Origin of the sequence: Bradyrhizobium sp. STM 3843 (assembly GCF_000239815.1) — a bacterium.
Lineage (GTDB): Bacteria > Pseudomonadota > Alphaproteobacteria > Rhizobiales > Xanthobacteraceae > Bradyrhizobium.
Map to the genome: position 1 here is coordinate 1 of NZ_CAFK01000166.1, position 21,919 is coordinate 21,919.

The 21,919-nt window shown below is 65.2% G+C and carries 17 protein-coding genes; 7 read left to right on the forward strand and 10 right to left on the reverse strand.

Going from position 1 to position 21,919, the window contains the following annotated elements; translation table 11 throughout:
- Nucleotides 1–251: 251 nt before the first annotated feature.
- Complete coding sequence (locus BRAS3843_RS18085; RefSeq protein WP_008970429.1) at nt 252–1,688, reverse strand: glutamine synthetase family protein; 1,437 nt, start codon at nt 1,686–1,688, stop codon at nt 252–254.
- Nucleotides 1,689–1,879: 191 nt separating this feature from the next.
- On the reverse strand, nt 1,880–3,238 hold the full coding sequence (locus tag BRAS3843_RS18090) for an aromatic ring-hydroxylating dioxygenase subunit alpha (protein ID WP_008970430.1): 1,359 nt from the start codon (nt 3,236–3,238) through the stop codon (nt 1,880–1,882).
- 124 nt (nt 3,239–3,362) lie between these two features.
- Here BRAS3843_RS18090 and BRAS3843_RS18095 point away from each other — a divergent pair, with 124 nt between their 5' ends.
- Nucleotides 3,363–4,148, forward strand: coding sequence for an IclR family transcriptional regulator C-terminal domain-containing protein (locus BRAS3843_RS18095; protein ID WP_008970431.1), 786 nt, complete (start codon nt 3,363–3,365; stop codon nt 4,146–4,148).
- Between the two features lie 162 nt (nt 4,149–4,310).
- Here BRAS3843_RS18095 and BRAS3843_RS18100 read toward each other — a convergent pair whose 3' ends face one another.
- The 5 genes from BRAS3843_RS18100 to BRAS3843_RS18120 all read right to left on the reverse strand — a co-directional run bounded on the left by BRAS3843_RS18100 (nt 4,311) and on the right by BRAS3843_RS18120 (nt 10,464).
- Nucleotides 4,311–5,261, reverse strand: a complete 951-nt coding sequence (locus BRAS3843_RS18100; RefSeq protein ID WP_008970432.1) for an ABC transporter substrate-binding protein — start codon at nt 5,259–5,261, stop codon at nt 4,311–4,313.
- Nucleotides 5,262–5,351: 90 nt separating this feature from the next.
- The gene (locus BRAS3843_RS18105) at nt 5,352–6,392 is read right to left on the reverse strand and encodes a ribose ABC transporter permease (RefSeq protein WP_008970433.1); all 1,041 of its coding nucleotides are present in this window, start codon (nt 6,390–6,392) and stop codon (nt 5,352–5,354) included.
- Entirely contained in the window at nt 6,385–7,908 is a 1,524-nt protein-coding gene (locus tag BRAS3843_RS18110) for a sugar ABC transporter ATP-binding protein (RefSeq protein WP_008970434.1), read from the reverse strand. The genes BRAS3843_RS18105 and BRAS3843_RS18110 overlap by 8 nt, the downstream gene beginning before the upstream one ends.
- Before the next feature lie 156 nt (nt 7,909–8,064).
- Nucleotides 8,065–9,510 (reverse strand): xylulokinase, encoded by a 1,446-nt coding sequence (gene xylB, locus BRAS3843_RS18115; protein ID WP_008970435.1) that lies wholly within the window; start codon nt 9,508–9,510, stop codon nt 8,065–8,067.
- Between the two features lie 9 nt (nt 9,511–9,519).
- Nucleotides 9,520–10,464 (reverse strand): LysR family transcriptional regulator, encoded by a 945-nt coding sequence (locus BRAS3843_RS18120; RefSeq protein ID WP_008970436.1) that lies wholly within the window; start codon nt 10,462–10,464, stop codon nt 9,520–9,522.
- Nucleotides 10,465–10,582: 118 nt separating this feature from the next.
- On the opposite strand from BRAS3843_RS18120, the gene BRAS3843_RS18125 reads away from it, so the two are divergent.
- The 6 genes from BRAS3843_RS18125 (at nt 10,583) to BRAS3843_RS18150 (ending at nt 17,825) form a co-directional block, all read left to right on the forward strand.
- Nucleotides 10,583–11,884: a citrate:proton symporter gene (locus BRAS3843_RS18125; RefSeq protein WP_008970437.1), complete on the forward strand. Its 1,302-nt coding sequence runs from the start codon at nt 10,583–10,585 to the stop codon at nt 11,882–11,884.
- A 14-nt stretch (nt 11,885–11,898) separates the two neighbouring features.
- Complete coding sequence (locus BRAS3843_RS18130; RefSeq protein WP_035982046.1) at nt 11,899–13,233, forward strand: acyclic terpene utilization AtuA family protein; 1,335 nt, start codon at nt 11,899–11,901, stop codon at nt 13,231–13,233.
- Between the two features lie 2 nt (nt 13,234–13,235).
- Nucleotides 13,236–13,556, forward strand: coding sequence for a hypothetical protein (locus tag BRAS3843_RS18135; RefSeq protein WP_008970439.1), 321 nt, complete (start codon nt 13,236–13,238; stop codon nt 13,554–13,556).
- Nucleotides 13,557–13,607: 51 nt separating this feature from the next.
- Complete coding sequence (locus BRAS3843_RS18140) at nt 13,608–15,263, forward strand: tannase/feruloyl esterase family alpha/beta hydrolase (protein ID WP_008970440.1); 1,656 nt, start codon at nt 13,608–13,610, stop codon at nt 15,261–15,263.
- 142 nt (nt 15,264–15,405) lie between these two features.
- Entirely contained in the window at nt 15,406–16,899 is a 1,494-nt protein-coding gene (locus BRAS3843_RS18145; RefSeq protein WP_008970441.1) for an amidohydrolase family protein, read from the forward strand.
- The gene (locus BRAS3843_RS18150; protein WP_008970442.1) at nt 16,896–17,825 is read left to right on the forward strand and encodes a GTP-binding protein; all 930 of its coding nucleotides are present in this window, start codon (nt 16,896–16,898) and stop codon (nt 17,823–17,825) included. Before BRAS3843_RS18145 ends, BRAS3843_RS18150 begins: the two co-directional genes overlap by 4 nt.
- Nucleotides 17,826–18,037: 212 nt before the next feature.
- On the opposite strand, the gene BRAS3843_RS18155 is transcribed toward BRAS3843_RS18150, so the two are convergent.
- From BRAS3843_RS18155 to BRAS3843_RS18165, 3 genes are all read right to left on the reverse strand, one after another.
- The gene (locus tag BRAS3843_RS18155; protein WP_008970443.1) at nt 18,038–19,261 is read right to left on the reverse strand and encodes an ABC transporter substrate-binding protein; all 1,224 of its coding nucleotides are present in this window, start codon (nt 19,259–19,261) and stop codon (nt 18,038–18,040) included.
- Nucleotides 19,262–19,453: 192 nt separating this feature from the next.
- Nucleotides 19,454–20,590, reverse strand: a complete 1,137-nt coding sequence (locus tag BRAS3843_RS18160; protein WP_035982055.1) for a GGDEF domain-containing protein — start codon at nt 20,588–20,590, stop codon at nt 19,454–19,456.
- 128 nt (nt 20,591–20,718) lie between these two features.
- Nucleotides 20,719–21,693: a J domain-containing protein gene (locus tag BRAS3843_RS18165; RefSeq protein ID WP_008970445.1), complete on the reverse strand. Its 975-nt coding sequence runs from the start codon at nt 21,691–21,693 to the stop codon at nt 20,719–20,721.
- Nucleotides 21,694–21,919: the final 226 nt, after the last annotated feature.

Consider the following 21,919-nt stretch of genomic DNA (forward strand, 5'->3'; position numbering starts at 1 on the left):
CTTCATCTCGGCGGCTGTTTAGGCTTCGCCTTGGCTTCGAATGAGGCCAACGCGGCGTCCATCTCGTCGATGCGCTCCTTGGCCCAGTTCAGATAAACATGCACGCTGCTTTGCTCAGGCATCGTTGCCTCCGCTGGTTGATCCCCACGGATCATTGCCGGAGCGGCGGGGTATCATCTTGACGTGTGTCAAGGGAAAGGTGCGACGATTTCATGACAGCGCTCCGCCTTCATTCCAGCCGGCGGCGGCCTTCAGAACAGCTCGAAATATTCGCGCTGCTCCCAGTCTGAGACTTCGGCCTGGAAGCGCTCGATTTCCGCACTCTTGATGTGGACGTAATAGTCGACGAATTGCGGTCCGAATTTCTCGCGGAAGAACGGGTCATCCTGCAGCGCGTACACGGCCTCGCGCAATGATTTCGGCAACAGCTCGGCCTTGGTCTCGTAAGGCGTGTCCGCTGATGGACCCGGATCGAGCTTGCGGTCGATGCCGTCGAGGCCGGAAAGGATCTGCGAGGCCATGTAGAGATAGGGGTTCGCGGCCGGCTCGCCGATCCGGTTTTCCAGCCGCGTTGCGAGATCGCCGGCGCCGCCGAGCACGCGGATCATCACGCCTCTGTTGTCGCGACCCCAGATCGCGCGGTCCGGTGCCAGCGAATAGGAGCGATAGCGCTTGTAGCCGTTGATGGTCGGCGTCGTGAACACGGTGGAGGCGCGGGCGTGCGCGAGAAGTCCGGCGAGAAAATTGCGACCGAGCTCCGAAAGCGGCGCGCCGCTTTCGCTTGCCATGAAGGCGTTGCTGCCGTCGGTGCGCGCGACCAGCGACTGATGCAGATGCCAGCCGGAGGCAAACACGTTCGGCAGCTTCGGCCGGCACATGAAGGTCGCGTGATAGCCGTGGCGGCGGGCGATCTGCTTGATGGCGCTGCGGAACAGCACCATGTTGTCGGCGGGCTCGAGCCCCTTGCGCGGCTGGAAGGTGAACTCGCACTGGCTCGGCCCGAACTCGATTTCGACCGAGCGCAGAGGCAGGCCGAGCGCCATGATATCGCGGCGCAGGATTTCCAGCACCGGCTCCATCTGATCGAAACGCTGCTCGGTGAGATACTGATAGCCATGCGAGAGCAAGCTCACGGATGGCGGCTGGCCCGGCTGCCCGGCATCCTCCGGCGCCATTCGTGCGTCCTCGAGCTTGAAGAGGTGAAACTCGACCTCGAGGCCCGCGACGTAGTCGTAGCCACGCGCGGCGAGATCGCCGAGCACATTGCGATAGATGTGCCGGGTGGCAAACGGCACCGGCCTGCCGTCGCTGAAATAGAGGTCGCAGAGCACCCAGCCGGTGGTCGGCGCCCACGGCAGCACGCGGAAGGTCAAGGGATCCGGCACCATGATGACGTCGGCGGCGCCTTCCATCTCGCTCATGCCGAAACCGCCGCCTTTGGTGAACACCGGAAACACCGTGCGGTGCGCGGTGTCCTTGGCCAGCATGGTGGTGGTGATGGAGCAGCCGCTTTCGAGCGAGCCGACAGCCTCGGAGGCGATCAATGTCTTGCCGCGCAGGATGCCGTGCTGATCGGGAAACGACAGCCTGATGACCTCGAGGTTCTTCTCCTCGACGATGCGGGCGAGCTTCTCGGCCGCTTCCCGCTGCTCCTCGGTCCACAGGCCATGGCGGCTGACGAAGGTCACACTGTCTCTCTCTTGTTATGTCGCGAACCGGATTTGGGATCGTCATGCGCGGGCTCGACCCGCCTGCGGGGCCGAAGCCCCTTCGGCGCGGCGAAGGCCCGCGCATCTATCAGGAAATTAGTTTTCAAGTGATGGATTGCCGGGTCAAGCCCGGCAATGACGGAACGGAGCGAACGTCCGGCATGATTAACTCACTCCGCCGCGGTGAGATGCGTCACCTTGCCGGCGATCTCCTTCGGCACCGCTGCCGCCCAGGGCGCGCCGCGGCGCCGCTTCACGTCGACCTCCATCCAATAGAGCTCCCAGCCCTGGCTCGGACCGATGCCGTCCATCGTCGCCGGCCCCTGGATGCTGCGCGCGGTGTCGTCATCGAGAAACAGGATCGGCCTTTCGCCGCGCGCCACCTTGTCGATCTCAGCCCGCAGCAGGCGGCGATATTGCACGATCGCCTTGTCGCTCTGGCCGAGATGCTCCTTGGTGCGGTCCTGGATCGGCCCCATGGACTCTACGGCCCACTGGTCGTGGACGTTGATGTCATGGCCCATGCCGGTATAGGTCGCGCTCAGCTGCTCGTGCGGATCGAAGCCGTAATCATTGCGCTTGTTCTTGCGGGATGTGTAGTCGGGCAGCTCGTAGAGCGCGAGCCGCTGCTCGCGCATCTTCTCCTTGTCGACCGGCGCCGCATAGCTGGTGAAGATCGCATACCAGTAGCAGTTCTCGTCATCGACCGGCACGTGCCACTGTGTGATCGTCATCTCCGTGCTCATCGGAATCACGAAGCCATGCGGAAACAGCTGGTTGGTGACGCGCACATGGGTGCGCTCCGCGTCGATCTCGCGCAGCGTGATCAGCCGCAGGCCATATTCGGTGTGCTCGACATTGATGATCGGGCGGTCATATTCGCGCAGGATCCTGGTCATTGGCAGCTCGCTGCCGGCCGAGGCGCCGCGAAACTGCTTGCCATAGGCGGTCGAGGTGTCTTCGTCCTCGAAGAAGCGATGCAGATAGGAGGCGTGCGCCGGATCGATGCCGACCTCGAGCGCCTGCAGCCAGTTGCATTCCATGTGGCCCTTGAAGGCGAAGGTGTGGCTCGCAGGCGCGGTGAAGCAGTCGATCTCAGGGAAGGCCGGCGGTGTGCCCTCGCCGAGATAGGCCCAGACGATGCCGCTCTTCTCGACCACCGGATAGGACCGCTGGCGGATGTTGGCGCAGAGGTTCGAGCCTTTCGGCTCCGCCGGCGTGTCCAGGCATTGACCGGTGACGTCGAACAGCCAGCCGTGGAATGAGCAGCGCAGGCCGCCATGCTCCAGCCGGCCGAAGGCGAGGTCGGCGCCGCGATGGGCGCAGTGGCGATCGATCAGGCCGTAGCGGCCCTGCTCGTCGCGAAACAGCACGAGATTTTCACCAAGCAATCGCACCGGGCGGACCGGCCGTTCGCCTTGGAGTTCATCGACCAGTGCCGCCGGTTGCCAATATTGGCGCATCAGCTTGCCGCAGGGGTCGTTCGGCCCAATGCGGGTGATCAGGTCGTTCTGCTCCTGGCTCATCATGGCGGGCGTCCCTTCCGTGTTTCGCTTTGGCTTGTTCGCCTATTGAACAGATGGGCGAATTATGACATGTTCGGAAGCGGCCGCAAGCACGAGTTTTCACCGCATTGCGGCGCGGAACGAGGCAATGCCGAAGTTGAAACGGGATGCGGGCGGCGAGGCCGCCACCGACTATGTCGAAAGCCTCGACCGCGGCTTGCGGCTGCTGCAGCTGTTCGGCACGCGGCCGGGTGCGATGACGCTCAGCGACATCGCGCGCATCGCCGACCTGCCGCGCGCGACCGCGCGGCGCATCCTGTTGACTCTGCAGCGGGGCGGTTTTGTCGCCAGCGACGGCAAGCTGTTCGCACTGACGCCGCAGGTGCTGACGCTGGCCTCGTCGTTCCTGCGCTCGAGCCAGCTCGTCAACGTGCTGCAGCCGGTGCTGGATCGCGTTGCCGAGAGCGTCAAGGAGATCGCCTCGCTCGCGGTGCTCGACGGCGATGAAGTCGTGTTCATCGCGCGCGGCGGTCCGGTCCGCGTGTTCTCCGGCGGGCTCGAGATCGGCTATCGCCTGCCGGCGTTCTGCACCTCGGTCGGCCGCGCGATGCTCGGCCAGTTCAGCGAGGCCGAGCTGGCCGCGCGGCTCAAATCAGCGTCGCTGCAGGCGCTGACACCACAAACCGTCACCGCTCCGAAGCGACTGCTGGCTGTCATTGCCGACGACCGCCGCAAGGGCTACTCGCTGGTCGATCGCGAGGCCGAGCCGCATTTCCGCTCGATCTCGGTGCCGGTGCGCCGCTATGACGACGTGATCGTCGCGGCCATCAATATCGGCAGCCATGTCGACCGCATCTCGACCGACGAGATGACCACGCGCTTCCTGCCGCTGCTGCAGGACGCCGCCGCGTCGGTGCGCTCGCAGTTGTTGTAGAGGTGAGGGGGGTCTGCGGCATATCGGCAGCATCCGGTCCGTCTCGCTCCACATTTCCCCGGTCGCTTGCCTCAGCGGGACTCCAAAAAGTACGAGCGCCGCCCCCGGAGAGAGCGGCGCTCGCCGAAATATAATGGTGCGTGTTGACCGACGCTCGCCCGACTACTCCTTCCGCTCCGACGTCCAGCCCTTGTACTCGGCGACATTGTCGCGGGTGATGAGCTTCGACGGCAGCAGCTCGACGGTGGAGGCCGGCTTCTGGCCGTTGAGGATGCCGACGCCGACCTGCACGGCGCGGCGCGCCATGAAGAACGGATCCTGCGAGGCAGAGGCCTGGATCTGGGCCGACGCCGGGTCCTTCAGGGCGGCTTCAATGTCGGGCGCGCCGTCGACCGCGGTGATGATGATGCCGGTGCGCTGCTGCTGGCGCGCGGCGAGATCGGTGCCGATTGCCTGCGGATCGTTGATGGCGAAGATCGCGTCGATCTTCGGGAAGCGGGTCAGATAGCCTTGCGCCACGGTGAGGCCGCCCTCGCGCGATCCCTTGCCGTCCTGATCGCTGGACAGGACCTTGATGCCGGGCGCCTTGCCGAACACGTTCTTGCAGCCGGTAACACGGTCGATCACCGCCGAGACCTGCGGCCCGTTCTCGATGATGACGTCGCCTTTGCCGCCGAGCTTGTCGACGATGTACTGGCAGGAGATCTCGCCGGCCTGGACGTTGTTGGTGGTGACGGTGGCGTCGGCGCCTTCAGCCGCGGTGTCGACCGCGACGACGATGATGCCGGCCGCTTGCGCCTTCTTGATCGCAGGCCCGATGGCCTTGGGATCGCCGGGGTTCAAGAGGATCAGGTCGACGCCGGCGGCGATGAAATTGTCGATCTGGGTCACCTGCTTGCCGAGATCATATTCGAAGCCGACCGTGGTGATCTTGACGTTCGGATTGGTCTTCTTGGCCTCGAACTCGGCGCCCTTCGACAGCGCGACGAAGAACGGGTTGCCGAGCGAGCCCAGCGAGATGCCGATCGATTTCAGCTCCTTGGCCGATGACGGCGCAGAGGTCAGCGCAAGCGCGACGGCGGCAACGCTGGCAAGCAATACAGTCTTCAACATAGGTTTCCTCCCTGGTCCTTTCATGTCCCGGTACGGCCGACCAGATGCCGTCTCAGACTTCATTGGAGCGGCGCAACCGCCGCTCCTTGTTCAGGTGCGTGCCGAGCCCTGCAGGCGATAGCGGTCGAGCGCGACGGCGCCGATGATCACGAGCCCCTTGATCACATATTGCCAGATGTCGGACACGCCGATGAGAATAAGGCCGTTCGACAACACGGCGATGATCAGCGCGCCGACCAGCGTGCCCCAGATCGAGCCGATGCCGCCGACGAACGACGTGCCGCCGAGAATCACGGCGGTGATCGCGTCGAGCTCGTAGGACTGGCCGAGCTGCAGCCCGTTGGCCGCATAGAGCCGCGCCGCCTGCATGCCGCCGCCCAGGCCCGCCAGCAGCCCCGACATGCCGTAGACGAAGATCAGCACCGCCCAGACCTTGATGCCGGCGAGTCGGGCTGCGCTTTCATTGCCGCCGACCGCATAAATGTGCACGCCGAGTACGGTCCGGCGCAGGATCAGCCAGGACCCGAAGATCACGAGCAGCGCGATCACCGACAGCCAGGGAAGCGAGATCACGCCGGGAATGAGCGGCAGCGAGGCGTTGCCGATGAAGGCAAAGGGAATCGACGGATTGAACACGGTGGTGTCGGCGCCCATCAGGCGCGCGAGCCCGCGCACGGCCGTCAGTGAGCCCAGGGTGACGATGAAGGGCGGCAGGCGCAACAGCGCGATCAGCGCGCCATTGATGATCCCGAGGCCGAGGCCGGTGAGCACGGCGGCCGGCAGCCACAGCGAGCCGAGATCAGGCAGCTTCGAGAGCGTCAGGCCGGCCATTGCGGCCGCCGCCAGGATCGAGCCGACCGACAGGTCGATGCCACCGGTCAGGATCACGAAGGTCATGCCCGCCGCGAGTACGGTGTTGACGGCGGCCTGCTGCAGCACGATGCCGAGATTCTGCCCGGTGAAGAAGCGGCCCTCGGAGAGGAAGTGAAAGCCGATGCACAGGATCAACAGCACCGGCAGCATGCCGGCGGCGCGGATGATCATGCGGACGCGCTGGCGCTTGGTTTCCTGCGCGGATGCGAGGCTTGAGGTAGGGCTGGCCTTCGCCTGAACCGAACTGTTATCAGGCATCGACATGCTCCGTTCCGGTGGCCAGGGCCATGATCTCTTCCTGGCTGAAATGTGATGTTGCGTTGCGCCTGATCTCGCCGGCGATGTGGCCTGAGCGCATCACCAGCACGCGGTCGCAGATGCCGATGATCTCCGGCAGATCGGACGAGATGACCAGGATCGCGGTGCCGGATTTGGCGAGATTGTCGATGATCGCATAGATCTCGGACTTCGCACCGACATCGACGCCGCGCGTCGGCTCGTCCAGGATCAGCACTTTCGGCGTGGTGGCCAGGAGCCGCGACAGCAATACCTTCTGCTGATTGCCGCCGGACAGCCCGCCGACGGGAACGCCGACATTCGGCGCACGAATGCCGAGCGCGGCAAACGCCCGCTCGGCCCGGTCGCGCGCCTTGTCCCGATCGAGAAAACCGCCGAGCTTCGCATCGCGCCCGATCACGGCGAGATTGATGTTGTCGAGGCATGACATATCCAGGAACAGGCCGAGCGCTTTCCTGTCCTCGGTGAGATAGGCGATCCCGGCGTCCAGCGCCTCGCCGGGGGTGCGGATGTCTATGGGTTGGCGGTCGAGCTCGACATGGCCCGAAATTTTCGGTGCCGCGCCGATGATGAGATGCGCAAGCTCGGTCCGGCCGGCGCCGATGAGGCCGGCCAGCCCGACCACCTCGCCGGCATGGATCGTGAGCGAACAGCCCTTGACGCGCTGTCCGTCCGCCATGTCGGTTGCGGTGAGAACCGGACGGCCGGATGTCGCGTTCGGATCGTGCTCCTTCTTGTAGAAAGACGACACCTCGCGTCCCACCATCAGCCGCACGATGGTGTCGGCGCGGATCTCCGGTTTGTCGAGCGAGCCGACCAGGCGGCCGTCGCGCAGCACCGTGACCCTGTCGCCGAGCGCATAGACCTCATCCATGCGGTGCGAGATGTAGATGATGGCGAGGCCCTCGGCGCGCAGTTGCCGGATCAGCGCGAACAGCCGCTCGCTCTCGGCCGCCGAGAGCGAGGTGGTCGGCTCGTCCATGATCAGGATCTTCGACCGCGCGTGCAGCGCCCGAGCAATCTCCACGAGCTGGCGCTGGCCCATCGAGAGCTCCGCGACCAGAGTCTGTGGCGTGAAATCGGCGCCGAGCCGCTCAAGGATCGGGCCGACGCGCTCGCGCATGGCGCCGCGCGCCAGCAGGCCGGACTGCGAGACCTCGCGGCCGAGATAGATATTCTCCGCCACCGTCAGGTTCGGCGCGAGCGATAATTCCTGGTAGATGATCGAGATGCCGGCGGCGCGGCCGCCGAGCGGGCCTTCGATGCGAACGGGGTGCCCCTCGATGCGGATCTCGCCGCCGGGGTCAGGCCGGTAGGCGCCCGACAGGATCTTCATCAAGGTGGATTTGCCGGCGCCGTTTTCCCCCATCAGCGCGTGGATCTCGCCGGCATAGACGGTCAGGTCGACCTTGTGCAGCGCCTTGATGCCGAAGAAGGATTTTGAGACCCCGCGCATTTCGAGGATCGGACCGCTCATCGTGCCTCCCGGCGCACGCACACTTTCTTACTTATCCGCGTCTCGTTGCTGTCGGCGCGGGACGCACATTAAACTAGAGGCTGTCGCGGAGGGCAATACTGAAGAGCGTGCGTCCAACGTTTGGGCCGTGCAGGCCGTCGCGTTCCCCGAGAAGTGTTAACGACTGCGCCGATAAAGCTTGCGCCAATGCGGCAGTCGCTCGGCATAGGCGCTCGCGAGTGCAGGCTCGGGTCGGAAGGTCTCGGTGCGCCGCGGTGGCGTGCAGACCGCCTCGATGGCTTCGCCCGTGACCGCCAGGCGGCCCAGCCGCGCCGCACCGAAGGCGGCGCCGGTCTCGCCTTCGGCGAAGCGATGGATTGGAACATCGAGCACATTCGCCAGCACCGATAGCCAAAACCGCGAGCGCGAGCCGCCGCCGATCGCATCTGCTTCCGTGATCGTGATGCCGGCGCTTGCGAGCGCATCCCGGCAATCCGCCAGCGCAAAGGCGACGCCTTCGAGCACGGCCTGCACGATCGCGGACCGATCGGTGACGTGGCTGAGTCCGTCGAGCAGGCCGCGCGCATCCGGATCATCATGCGGCGTCCGTTCGCCGGCCAGATAAGGCAGGAAGCTGACGGGCGAGGGCTTCTCGGGGCGCGCGCCAAGCGGCGCCAGCAGCTCCGCTTCGGAAGCGCCGAACAGCCGCGCAGTCCAGGCCAGGCACGAGGCCGCCGAGAGGATCGCGCCGGCCTGGATCCACATGTTCGGGATCGCGTGACAGAAGGTGTGAACGACGCGCTCGGGATTGGCGGCGACGGTATCGGTCGGCGCCAGCACGGCGCCGGAGGTTCCGAGCGTGATGAACGCCGCGCCGGGTGCGATCGCGCCGATGCCGACCGCGCCGGCCGGATTGTCGCCAGCACCGCCGGCGATGATGGGGCGCTTGTGCAGGCCCCAGCGTTGGGCCAGCTCGCTGCGCAGCCGGCCCGCGGGCGCCGTGCCCTCGACCAGGCGCGGCATCTGCGCGCGCGACAGGCCGGTGGCCGCAAGCCCGTCATCCGACCAGTCCCGCCTGACGACGTCGAGCCACAGGGAGCCGGAGGCGTCGGAGACATCCTCGATCGCTTCGCCCGACAGGACCAGGCGAAGATAGGCCTTCGGCAGCAGCACCAGCCTGATCGCCGCGAAGATCTCAGGCTCGTGTGCAGCGATCCACAACAGCTTCGGTGCAGCAAAACCCGGCATTGCCTTGTTGCCGGTGATCTTGCGCAACGCCGGCCAGCGCTGCTCCAGCAGCCTGCACTCGGCCGCGGAACGGCCGTCGTTCCAGAGAATGCAGGGCCGCAACGGTTTCAAGTCAGCATCGAGCAGGACAGGGCCGTGCATCTGGCCCGACAGCCCGATGCCGTCGACCGCTGCCATGTCGTGCGGATGATCCGCCTTCAAGGCATCCAGTGTCGCGAAGGTCGCGTCAATCCATTGCAGGGGATGCTGTTCCGCATAGCCGGGCTTTGGAGAGGCGATCGTCAAGGCCTGACTGCGGCTCGCGACCACGCGCTGCGCGTCATCGAGCAGGATGGTCTTGACCGCGGAGGTGCCGAGATCGATGCCGAGATACATGGGCCTGCTCTACGCTTTCGCTCTTGTGCGATCGTTGCGCGGTTTGATCTTGCTCGTGCCCAAGCTCGCCTTCAACTCCCCGATCAGATGGGTGGCGAAGGCCTCGCTCAGCGGCGGCAGGGTGCGCCCGGTGCGCTTGATCACGCTGAGCTGGCGCGCGAAGGCGGGATCGTCGATCGGCCGCGAGCGCACGTCGCGTTCCGCCCTGATCTCGCGTGCCGAGCCCGGCAGGATCGCAAGCCCCAGGCCGGCGCGGACCATCGCGACCGCGGTCATCATGTAGGTCGCCTCGCAGGCGGGATGCGGGATCAGGCCGCGCCGATGGAAGGCGCGCTCGACCACGGCGCGCACGCTGGTATCAGCCGCCATCATGATCAGCGGGTACTGCGTCAGATGCTCGGGCGTGATGGTTGCTTCCCGCCCGATCCGATGGCGGGCGGGATAGATGACATGCATCTGGTCCTGCAGGCTGAAGATGATCTCGATGCCGGGCTGTGCGACCTCGTCGCCGGCGACGCCGAAATCGACCTCCTCATTGCGCACGAGATCGAGCACTTGTTTCGCCACCACGTCGCGCAGCGCGAAATAGACGTTCGACCTCTCATTGCGAAACGATTGGATCGCGTCGGGCAGGATGCCGGAGGCGATCGAGGGCAGTGCGGCGAGGCGCACGATGCTGCGCTGCGCGGCATTGCCGCCGCGCACGTCGAGCACCAGGGTCTCGATCTCCTGCAGCAGTCTCTCAAAGCCCGGCAGCACGTCGGCGCCGGTGCGCGTCAATTCGACCGAGCGGCTGGTGCGATCGAGCAGCCGCGCGTTCAACGTCTCTTCCAGCCGCCGGATCTGCACGGTCAGCGCCGGTTGCGACAGATGCAGGAGTTTGGCCGCGCGCGTGAAGCTCTTGAGCCGCGCGACGGTGACGAAGGAGCGCATCTGGGCGAGGGCGACGTCCATAATCCTATGCTATTGCTGCGATAAAATCATTTCAATTGTTTAATCGCAACCCCGATGGCAAGCAGCGGCAAAACGGAACTTAAATGCCAGCGCGAGCTCAATCGCGCCGGGAGGAAACATGCTGGCGCTGCTCGGCCTCATCACCATCGCAATCCTGCTCGTCGTCATCATGACGAAGCGGATGTCACCTCTGATCGCCCTGATCGTCATTCCGATTCTGGCGGCGCTGATCGGCGGCTTCGGCTGGGACACCTCCAAGTTCATCGTCTCCGGCCTGCAGAGCCTCGCCCCTGTTGTCGGCATGTTCGTGTTCGCGATCCTGTTCTTCGGCATCGTCAGCGACGCCGGCATGCTCGATCCGATCATCGATCGCATCCTGCGCACGGTCGGCACGCGCCCGACCCGGATCGTGATGGGCACCACCTTGCTGGCGCTGCTCATTCACCTCGACGGTTCCGGTGCCGTGACCTTCCTGGTCACGATCCCTGCGATGCTGCCGCTCTATGAGCGGCTCGGCATCGACAAGCGCATCCTGGCCTGCGCAGCGTCGATGGCCGCCGGCGTGAACTTCCTGCCCTGGACCGGGCCGATGATCCGTGCCTCGGCCTCGCTGAAGTTGCCGATCCCGGAAATCTTCAATCCCTTGGTGCCGGTGCAGATTGTCGGCCTCGTCTTCATCTTTGCCGTGTCCTGGTGGCTCGGCCGGCGCGAGGAACGACGGCTCGGCCTGGCCGGAGGCGCAACAGTCGAGGCGCCGCAGCGCGTCATCACCGACGCCGACAAGGAGCTGCGGCGGCCGCAGAATTTCTGGATCAACATCGTCCTGACCGTGATCGTGCTGGGCAGCATGGTGATCCTCGGCGAGAAGCTCGCGCCCGCAATCGTCTTCATGGTCGGCACCTGTGTGGCGCTGCTCATCAACTATCCCAACGTCGACATGCAGCGCCGCCGCATTGACGCGCATGCGAAGGCCGCGTTGCTGATGGCCTCGATTCTGATCGCCGCCGGCGTCTTCACCGGCATCATGCAGGGCACCGGCATGCTGAAGGCGATGGCGCAGACCGCGGTGAGCTTTGTCCCGGCGGAGGCCGCGAAGTTCATTCCGATCGCGCTCGGCGTCGTCTCGATGCCGCTGAGCCTCTTGTTTGATCCGGACTCCTTCTATTTCGGCGTGCTGCCGGTCGTGGCCGAGGTCGGGTCGCAGCTTGGCGTACAGAAGGTTCAGGTGGCCCAGGCCGCCTTGTTGGGCCAGATGACCACGGGCTTTCCGGTCTCGCCGCTGACGCCTGCGACCTTCCTGGTCGTGGGACTTTCGGGCATCGATCTGGCGGATCACCAGAAGTTCACGATACCCTTCCTGTTCGGCGCATCGGTGGTCATGACCATCGCCTGCGTGTTATTCGGATTGTTCCCCATTTGAGCCGGAGGACCGCGATGCGGACCATCAGGATCGGCGCCGGCGCCGGCTATTCCGGTGATCGCATCGAGCCCGCGGTCGAGCTCGCCGAAAAAGGCGAGCTCGATTATCTCGTGTTCGAGTGTCTCGCCGAACGCACCATCGCGCTGGCGCAACAGGCGCGCATGAAGGACCCGGCCGGCGGTTTCGATCCGCTGCTCGCGGCGCGCATGCAGGCGGTGCTGCCGATCTGCAAGGCCAAGAACATCCGTATCGTCACCAATATGGGTGCGGCCAACCCGCTCGGTGCCGCGGAGGCGACGCGAACCATTGCGCGCCAGCTCGGCCTGACAGGACTGAAGATCGCGGCGGTGACCGGCGACGACGTGCTGGCGGAAGCGAAGCAGGCCAATCTCGCGCTCGACAACGGTGACACCGTCAAGGGTCTCGGCAATCGCATCGTCTCCGCCAACGCCTATATCGGCGCGCGTGCGATCGCAGATGCGCTCGCGGCCGGCGCCGATGTCGTGATCACCGGCCGCGCCGCCGATCCCGCGTTGTTTCTCGGCTGCCTCGTGCACGAGTTCGGCTGGGCGATGGATGATTGGGATCGGCTCGGGCAGGGCACCGTGGTCGGGCATCTCCTGGAATGCGCCGGACAGATCACCGGCGGCTATTTCGCTGATCCCGGCGTGAAGGATGTGCCGGATCTGGCGCGGCTCGGCTTTCCGATCGGCGAGGTGCGCGAGGATGGCGATCTCGTCGTCACCAAGGTCGCGGGCTCCGGCGGCTGCGTCATGCCTGCGACCGTGAAGGAGCAACTGCTCTACGAGATCCACGACCCCGCGCAATATTTCCAGCCCGACGTGGTCGCGGATTTCTCGCAGGTGAGGGTGGAAGAGGCTGGCCCCGATCGCGTCCATGTCATGGGCGGGCGGGGCAAGCCGAAGACCGGCCTGCTCAAGACATCGATCGGCTATGTCGACAGCTATGTCGGTGAAGGCCAGATCTCCTATGCCGGGCCCGGTGCTGTGGCGCGCGGCCGGCTCGCGCTCGAGATCGTGCGCGAGCGGCTTGCCCTCACGGGCGTGCAGACCAGCGAGCTGCGCTTCGACCTGATCGGGGTGAACGCGCTGCACGGAGACGTGACACCGCAAGCCGGCGAGCCCTATGAGGTGCGCGTTCGTGTGGTTGGTCGCACCGAGACGCTGGCGGAAGCGGTCAAGATCGGCAACGAGGTCGAGACGCTCTACACCAACGGACCGGCCGGTGGCGGCGGGGCTTGGAAGTCGGCGCGCGAGGTGGTCGCGGTCGCATCCTGCCTCGTCCCTGAGAGCGCGACGCAAATGCATGTGGTGGTGCTGGAGGCCTAGAGATGAAGCTGCGCGACATCGCCCATTCCCGCACCGGCGACAAGGGCGACCTCTGCAACATCTCGGTGATCGCCTATCGTCCCGAGGACTACGCGTTGCTGTGCGAGGTCGTCACGGCCGCCCGCGTGAAGGCGCATTTTGCTGACATCGTGCAGGGCGAGGTCCTCCGCTACGACCTGCCCGGCCTTGCTGCGCTCAACTTTGTCCTGAAGGATGCGCTCGGTGGCGGAGTCACACGATCGCTGCGGCTTGATGCACACGGCAAGTCGCTGAGCTCGCGCCTGCTCGATCTGGAGATTCCGTCTCCTGACGACGGCTCGTGACGACCTCTAGATATAGTTGCGCATAAATAAGAAATTTAGGGAGGTTGGGTGATGACGACGGCGGGTGCACTGCTCGGCAGGATACCTCGTGTTCACAGCGTATCCGGTGCAGCTTTCTTTGGCGCAATCGCGATGGTGTTGCTGTCGTCCTCACCGGGCGCAGCCGCGTCTTGCGAGCAGCTGCTGACGCTGCAGATCGAAAATACGATGATCTCAGGCGCCGAGGCACGGCCGGCCGGATCGTTCGCTCCGCCGACCGGGGCCGAGATTTCGGACCTCCCCGCCTTCTGCCGCGTGCGCGGCGTCGTCTCACCGGTCCCAGGCTCGCGGGTCGGCGTCGAGCTGTGGCTGCCGCAGGCTGGCTGGAACGGCAAGATCGAGATGGTCGGCAATGGCGGCTACAGCTCGGCGATCGCCTACAAGGCGATGGCACCGTTGCTCCGCCGCGGCTATGCGGCGGTCGCCACCGACACCGGCCACACCGGCGACGATCCCGGCTTTGCGATCGATCGCCCCGAGGCGATCGTCGACTGGGGCCACCGCGCGGTGCATGTCTCGATCGCCGTGGCGAAATCCGTGGTCGCCGAGTTCTACGGCGAGAAGCCGAAGCACAGCTATTTCGCGGGCTGCTCGACCGGCGGTCATCAGGCGCTGATGGAAGCGCAGCGTTATCCCGCCGATTTCGACGGCATCATCGCCGGTGATCCGGGCAACAACCGGACCCATCTCAATGCCGGCTTTCTGTGGCAGTTCGTCAGGAATCATCGCCCCGATCTCAGCCTGATCATTCCGCCGGCGAAGCTCGCCGCGGTCACCGAGGCCGTCATGAGGACATGCCGGGGCAAGGACGGTGGTCTTTCGACCGACAATTTCCTGACCGACCCGGAGGCCTGCGACTTCCGCCCCGAACAGATGCTGTGCAAGCAGGGCGAGGGCGATGATTGCCTGACGCAGGAGCAGGCTGATGCGCTGAACGCGATGTATGGCGGCGCGCGGGATCAGCGCAGTGGCGCGCAGGTCTATTATGGCTGGCCGAAGGGCAGTGAGAATTCGGGCCACGTCATTGCTGCGCTTCCAGGATGGAGTCTGTATTGGGCCGATCCGGCGCATCCCGATCGGCCTGCCAGGCTCAACTTTTGGAAGGAGTGGGCGTTTCCGGATGCGAACTGGGATTGGCGCAGATTCGATTTCGGGTCGGGCATGAAAGCCGTCGACGACCGGCTCGCGCCTGTCATCAATGCGATGAACCCGGATCTCGCTGCGTTCAAGGCGGCGGGCGGCAAGCTCATCCAGTATCACGGCCTCGCCGATCCGGTCGTACCGCCGCGCGACTCGATCGACTATTATGAGCGGGTCCAGGCTGCTGCGAGCGCTGAGGGTAGCGCCGACGCCAGCGCGGATTTCTACCGGCTGTTCCTGGTGCCGGGCCTCTATCATTGCGAGGGCGGACCGGGACCGAACGTTCTGGATACGCAGGCGGCGCTGGAGAGCTGGGTGGAAAAGGGCATCGCGCCCGAGACCATCGCGGCAACCAAGTTCCGGAATGATAGACCATCCGACGGCATCGAGATGACCCGTCCATTGTGTCCCTATCCGAAGATCGCGCGCTACAAAGGCGAGGGCGATCCGGCAGATGCCGCGAACTTCGCCTGCGCCGACGGCCATCGCACTGCGACGCCGCTGCCGGCCGCGGCCTACTTACGTTGAGCAGTGGAGATCAGAAAATACACGCCTCAGGTGCAGGCATGCGCCGCACGGAGGGCGCCGCTCCTATCAGCACATTTCCAAGCTCAAGCGTTCCGTGATAGCCCAATCACGATAAGCAGACGGCGTGAGGCGTGCTGATACGATGGACCACTATGACGTGATCATCCGGGGCGGGCGCGTGCTCGATCCCGAGACCGGGTTCGATGCGGTCGCCGATGTCGCAATCAAGGACGGCGTGATCGCTGCGATCGGTGATGTCGAGGGAGCGTCCGCGCGAACCATCGACGCTGACGGCCTCATCGTCAGCCCGGGCTTCATCGACCTGCATGCTCACGGCCAGTCGCTGCCGGCCGACCGCATGCAGGCCTTCGACGGCGTCACCACGACACTCGAGCTCGAGGTCGGCGTGCTGCCGGTCGCGCGCTGGTATGACGAGCAGGCCGCGCTCGGCCGCGTGCTGAACTATGGCGCCTCGGCCGGCTGGGTGTTCGCGCGCATCGCGACCATGACCACGCAGCAGGCCGCATCGAGCGTGGCCGGCATGGGCGAGGCCATGCGCGACAAGCGCTGGGTCGAGGAGGTCGCAACGCCTGCGGAAGTCGCCGAGATCGTCGAGCGCGTGCGGGTCGGGCTGGAGCAGGGCGGCATCGGGATCGCGTTTCCGAACGCCTATGCGCCGGGCACCGGCGTCAAGGAACTGTCGGAGCTGTGCAGCCTCGCGGCACGGCAGGGCGTGCCGACCTACACCCACATCGCCTACATGTCGAATGTCGATCCGCGCAGCTCGGTCGATGCCTATGTCAGGCTGATCGGGCTTGCCGGGGCGACCGGCGCGCACATGCACATCTGCCATTTCAACAGCACCAGCCTGCAGGATGTCGAACGCTGCGCTGAGCTGGTGAAGACCGCGCAGGCGCAGGGCCTGAAGGTGACGGTCGAAGCCTATCCTTACGGCACCGGATCGACTGTCGTCGGTGCCGAGTTTTTCGCCGATCCCGCCTTTTGCCAGCGCCAGGGCGTTGGCTATGACGCCATCGAGATGGTTGCCGAGCGCCGCCGTCTCGCCGACCGCAATGAGCTCCTGGAGCGCCAACAGCGCGAGCCCGGCGCGCTGGTCCTGATTCATTTCCTCGACGTCGCGGTCAATCAGCGCCACCGCGATCTGCTCGATATCTCCGTGATGTATCCCGGCGGCGCGATCGCCTCCGACGCGATGCCGTGGATCCTGTCGAACGGCACCGCCTACACCGGCGACGCCTGGCCGCTGCCGGACGATGCGGTGTCGCATCCACGCTCGTCCGCCACCTTCACCAGGTTCCTGCGCGAATGGGTGATCGACCGCAAGGTGGTGCCGCTGATGGAAGGCGTCGCCAAATGCACCCTGATCCCGGCGCAGATCCTCGAAGCATCCACGCCTGTGTTGCGCAAGAAGGGCCGGCTGCAGGTCGGCTGCGATGCCGATATCACCGTGTTCGACCTCGAGACGCTGCGGGATCGCGCCGACTTCCTCAACATGAACCGCCCCTCGCAAGGCGTGAAGCATCTCCTGGTACATGGCGAGGCCGTCATCGCCGACGGCGCACTCAATCGCGAGGCGCGGCCGGGCCGCCCGGTCCGGCGCGAGCAGACGTCATGATCGTCCCGGTGTTGCTGGTGGCCGGCTTTCTCGGCGTCGGCAAGACCACGCTGCTCAACCATCTGCTGGCCAATCCTGGCGGGCGGCGCATCGCTGCTGTCGTCAATGATTTCGGCTCTGTTGATATCGACGCGCAGCTCCTGGGCACCGTGTCCGACGGCGTCGTCTCCCTGAAGAACGGCTGCATCTGCTGCTCGTTGCAGGGCGACCTGTTGCGGACGCTGTCGTCCGTCATCAAGCGAGATCCTGCGCCGGACGCGATCGTGATCGAGACGTCGGGCATTTCGGACCCGGCCGAGATCATCCGCAACCTGATGGATCCTGTCATCTTCAAGGTGGCGCCGCTGGAGACCGTTGTCACGCTGGTCGATGCGCGCCGCCTGTTGGACGATCCCGACCTTGCCAAGGACGCGCTATGGCGGTCGCAGCTGCGTGCTGCCGACTTCGTGCTGCTGACAAAGACGGACCTACTGGAGGACGAGGAGCGCGCCGAGGTCGAAGCCGTGATCGGACGCGACAAGCCGAACGCGGCGATCTTCGATGTCGTCCATGGTGCCGTCGCCCCTGACTTGTTGTTCTCGCGCGATCTCGTTGCCACACGCGTGCTGCCACGCCCGACGCCGACCGCGTCAGAGCCGTTCGCGGCTGTAACCTGGACCTCGCAGGCGCCGCTGTCGCTGGCGCGCTTTCAGACGGTCATCGGCCAGCTCGCGCCGCGCACGCTGCGCATCAAGGGCATTTTGCTGTTCACCGAGCATCCCGGACAGCCGATCCTGTTCCAGTCCGTCGCCACCCGCGGCACCCTCGCCCCGTCACCGCTGCCGCCGCCCGAGAGGCTGACCGCTCAGCTGGTGCTGATCGGGCGGGAAGGCGAGCTCGATGCCGAGGAGATCGATCGCCTGCTGCAAACGATCGTGATGGCTTGAGAGGCTGCTCTCTTGATCTCTCCCGAGGGCGAGCACAGCCATAGCGATAAAGTTGATAATGTCGTCATTCCGGGGCGATGCGAAGCATCGAACCCGGAGTCTCGAGATTGGTTTGTGCGCTTACTTACCTCGGGATTCCGGGTTCGAGGCCTGCGGCCTCGCCCCGGAATGACGTGTTTGGGCCTGAGAACGGAGCGCGTGGCGTCTGTCGCCTACTGCCCCTTCCCGACATACGGACATCCGCCGTCGGCCAGCGGTCGGAACGCCTGGTCGCCGGGCACCGTGGTCTGATACTCGTACAGATCCCACTTGCTCTTGGATTCTTCCGGCTTCTTGATCCGCATCAGATACATGTCGTGCACCATGCGGCCGTCCTCGCGGACGACGCCGTTCTGGGCGAAGAAGTCGTTCACCGGCGTCTTGCGCATCTGCGCCATCACGGTTTCGGATTCGACCGAATTGGTCGCGGCCACCGCCTTGAAGTAGTGGCGCAGCGCCGAGTTGACGCCGGCCTGATAGGCGGTCGGCATGGCGCCGTGCCGCTTGAAGAACTCTTCTGCGAAGGCGCGCGTCTCCGGTGTCCGATCCCAGTAGAAGGAATCGGTGAACAGGAGATCATGCGCGTGCACAAGTCCCAGCGCCGGCACGTCAGTGAGCGTGACCTGGAGCGCGACCACCTGCATGCTCTGACGCACATTGAATTCGTCCGCCTGTCCCACCGCGTTGCGGAAGTCGGAGCCGGCATTGGCGAGCGCCAGCACCTTGGCGCCCGAGGATTGCGCCTGCAGCAGGAAGGACGAGAAATCCGCGGTGTCGAACGGGTGCCTGACCGCGCCGAGCACCTTGCCGCCGGCCGCGGTCACCGCCTTGCTCGCGTCGCGCTCCAGGGCTTGGCCGAACGCGTAATCGGCGGTCAGGAAGAACCACGGCGTGCCGCCGCGTGCGACCACCGCCTTCGCGGTCGCATTCGACGAGGCGTAGGTGTCGTAGGTCCAGTGCACCGAGGTCGGCGAACATTGCTTGCCCGTAAGATCGGACGAACCCGAGCCGGAGATCAGGAAGATCTTCTTGCGCTCACGCGTCAGGTTCTGGATCGCGAGCGCCACGGCGGAATTGACGCCCTCCGCGACCACGTCGACGCCCTTGTTATCGATCCAGTTGCGGACGATGCCGACGGCGACGTCGGGCTTGTTTTGGTGATCGGCCGAGATAATCTCGATCCTGCGGCCGGCCACCGTTCCGCCGATCTCTTCGGCGGCCATCTGCGCCGAGATCACCGAGCCCATGCCGTTGCCGTCCGAATACTGGCCGCTCATGTCGGTGATGATGCCGACGCGCAGGACGCCGTCTTCGGCATCGGCGGGCGCACTCGCCAGCAGCATCGCCGAGCCGATCATGAACAGAACGCTCAGCGCCGAACGTGCAACTCCGTGCATTTCGCCTCCCGGAATACTTGTTAGTTGTCTTCAGTTGATTGTCGTGAGTTGATTGTCTTGAGTTGTCTTGCACCCCGACCTGCAGGATCGGCGCGCAGGTGGCAATGTCGTCGGCAGCATGGCCGGTCTGCGGTGACAAGTCCAGGCGTGGACGGCAGACGCAAGACGGCCAGCGCCGACGCGCTTAGCCGATCAACCGACCTGGCAGAGCGTGGTGTCATGCTGGTCCGCCCAGCTGCAATGGCCTCCGCCGGCGCGCTTGGCGGCATAGAGCGCCGCGTCGACCCGCCGGAGAATGTGTGTCAGCGCGCCGTCCGAACGCGGTGCGTCGTTGACAAGCAGACCGGCGCTGGCCCCGATCACGGCGGGAATGTCGGACAGCAGGAACGGCATCGACAGCGCACGAACGGCCTCGCGCGCGAGCCCCAGGGCTTGGTCGCGTCCCTCGGCAGTATTGCCGACCGGCTTCAGCAGCATGAACTCGTCGCCACCGAAGCGCGCGGCCATGCCGCCGGTGCCGACGCAGTCGGAAAGCCGCTCGGCGACCTGACGCAGCAGGTCGTCTCCGGCATGATGGCCATGGCGGTCATTCACCGGCTTGAAGCCGTCGAGATCGATCGCGACTACTGCAACGGTGCCGCCAACGCTTGCCAGGGCGTCGAGGAACGCAGCGCGGTTAGGTAGCCCGGTCAGGAAGTCATGGTTGGCCTGACGCGCGAGCGCATGTTTGGCCTCGAGCCGCTCGATGAAGGCCTTGCTCAGGTGGCGCGAGGCTTCGCGGATAGTGAACCAGAACAGCACCAGCATGCCGGCGCCGAGCCGGTAGGAGATTTCGGGACGCATCAAGCCGCCGACCAGGGTGGGCGCCAGCAGCACTGCGGCCGTCGTCAGCACCACCCAGGGCCGGATCGCTGCCCGCGACACCATGCCGACGCAGTAGGACATCGAGAGGCCGAAGGCGAGCCAGGCGCCGGGTCCATCGTCGAGTTGGAAGGCACGAAACGATAACGCTCCGAGCGCCAGCCCGAACGAGGCCGCGGCCGCGGCATAGATGCGCTCCCAGAGGATGACGTCCTGGTCCGATAGCTGTGCAGCTCGCTTCTTGTAACGCAGCAGGCTGACCGTCCGGCCGATCGCATTCACGACAATGGCAAACGAGATGGCGATGTAGCCGGGGTCACGATGGGCCGCCGCCAGCGCGACGGATGCGGTGATTGCTGCGGCGTTGATGGCCGTCACCTGCGGCAACGAGGTGTATAGCAGGTCGACAAGCTCGCGGCGGATGGCCGGATTTGGAGGCAACAACTTTGAAAATAACTTTAGTCCCATGGCGCGCACCATGGGGCAGCTTTCCCAACAAGACATGGTGCCGAAGGCGTCACCCCGGAAAGGTTGGCTATTACCTTAAACCTTCGTCAATGCCGGGCTTGCGGGCTTAAGGCTCGCTTTTTGCTCCGCTAGTCCGCAACGCCATTCGTGTGCCGTTGTGATACCCGCGTGACATGGGGCGGGTCGAGCTTGAGCGGACGCAAGGGCTGCTTCTTGGCCATTGCATCCATGACGGCGCGGTCGGCCTTCTCGATCCGCTTCGCGGCGGCAGCGTCGGCGAAGGCGCGATCGAATTTGTGCAGCCGATAGAACACGATGCCGCGGTCGATATAGGCCTGCTTCAGCCGCGGATCGATCTGAATGGCCTGGTTCAGGTCGCCCATCGCGGCCATCAGGTCGCCCTTGTGGTACGACGCCATGGCGCGTTCATGATAAAATTTCGCGTCGTTCCCCGGTGCTTGCGCCGGCACCGCGCCCGTGACCTCGGCATTGCTGCACGACGAACCCGCCTGCGGCTGCGCACAGGACGCACGCTCCTCATCGCTGGCATAGACGTCGTCGACCTTCTCGACCGGCAGGGGCAGCTGCTCAGGCGGAGCGCTCGCCATCGTCGGGACGGAAACGGCCGAACTCGAATCTGTGGACGAAGCCGCTTCTGGTGCGAGGGCCGCGGTCTCGGCTGGCTTGCCCAGCCCAAAGCCGCCCTTGATCCGGTCGGTGGTGACGACGATCGGCTTGAGCGGTGCGACCGAGGCCGCGGACATGTGCATGAACAGCAGGTAGCCACCGACCGCAGCGGCGGACGCCACCGTCAGCGCCATCACGCCCGAGGCCACCTTGTGCACCTTGGCGACAACAGCGAGCTTGGATTCCTGCTCCTGCTCCTCGCGGGCGAGTGTCAGCAGATGGTCGTAAGCGGCGCGCTGCTCGCTATCGCTCAGGATGTCGTGGGCGCGGATGATCTGCCGAAACTTCGCCGCCGCCTCGGGGTCGCCCGGGTTGACGTCGGGGTGTACGCCCTTCACCGCCTTGCGGAACGCAACCCGGATCTCTTCAGCGTCATCGTTCGGAAGAGCACCGAGCAAATCGTAAAGCGTCGTCATCGTCGCTCTCGCTGCAGGGCTCCCTCGTCTCCGATCGAAATTCCCGCCGCGAATTTACGCTGGAGCACTCGTACTAACTCGTTCACGCACGCCAAGATGGTCATCCAGTACGGCGGAAAAATGACTGAATTACGCGGATCGGGGGCCATTTCGTCGTCTTCGTCCGTGTTCCAGACCGCAATGGTTCCGTTTCGCGCTCACGCTGATTTACTGCGATCGGGCTCAT